This window comes from Rugamonas violacea, assembly GCF_016461825.1.
Classification (GTDB): Bacteria; Pseudomonadota; Gammaproteobacteria; order Burkholderiales; family Burkholderiaceae_D; genus Rugamonas.
In genome coordinates, this window is sequence record NZ_JAEMNU010000110.1 from 1 (window position 1) to 1,043 (window position 1,043).

The following is a 1,043-nucleotide window of genomic DNA, read 5'->3' on the forward strand; positions in this document are numbered from 1 at the left end:
TCGGCCGCGCCCACCAGCGCCAGGCGGCTGACCGCCTGCGCCGGATCGGCCACCATGCCCTCCAAGATATTTTGGAAATAGCCGAGCAAACGCTGCATGCTGTCGGCCTCGAACAGGTCGGTCGCATAGATCAGCGCGCCGCCAAGCGCGCCGCCACTTTCCGCCAACGCCAGGTAGAGGTCGCAGTAGGTTGATTCATGCTTCTGTTCGACGCTGCTCAAGCGCAGGCCCGGCAAACGCAATTCGCCGCCCGCCGGGTTGTTGTTCAAAGACAGCATGGTCTGGAACAGGGCATTGTGGCTGACGCTGCGCGGCGGGTTGACGGCTTCGAGCACCTGCTCCAGAGGAACTTCTTGGTGCGCGTAGGCATCGAGCACCACTGACTTGGTGCGCTCGTACAACTGCGCAACGCTGACCTCGTCGTCGAGCGTGACGCGCAGCGCCAGCGTATTCAGGAAGTAGCCGATCAAGTGCTCAATTTCAATGCGCTGGCGGTTGGCCACCGGCGTGCCGATCACCACGTCCGACTGACCGCTCATGCGCGACATCAGCACGCCCCAAGCCGTCGTCAAGGTCATGAACAGGGTGCCGCCGTGGCGATGGCTCCATTGCCTCAATTGCTCGGTCAAGGAGGCCGACAGCGCGAAGCCGACACTGCTGCCGGCAAAGCTCTGCACGGCGGGACGCGGATGGTCGCTCGGCAAGGCCAGCAACTCCGGCGCGTCGGCCAAGCGGCCCTTCCAGTAGTCGAGCTGGGCCTGCAAGGCGTCGCCCTGCAACCAGGCGCGCTGCCAGACGGCGTAGTCGGCGTACTGGATCGCCAGCGGCGCCAGCGGGTCGTCCAGGCCCTGGCTGAACGCCGTGTACAGCGCGCTCACCTCCCGCACCAGCACGCCCAGCGACCAGCCGTCGGAAATGATGTGGTGCTGGTCGATCAGCAACATGTGTTCGTCCGCGTCCAGGCGCAGCAGCAGGCCACGGATCAAGGGGCCGTGCGCCAGGTCGAACGGGGTGTCGAAGAACTGGCGCGACAACGCCGCGCC

General features: G+C 65.5%; 1 protein-coding gene. It reads right to left on the reverse strand.

All coding sequences use genetic code 11. The features are described 5' to 3' along the window. On the reverse strand, positions 1 to 1,043 hold a 1,043-nt coding region (locus tag H7U20_RS19710), incomplete at both ends, for a condensation domain-containing protein (RefSeq protein WP_233410923.1).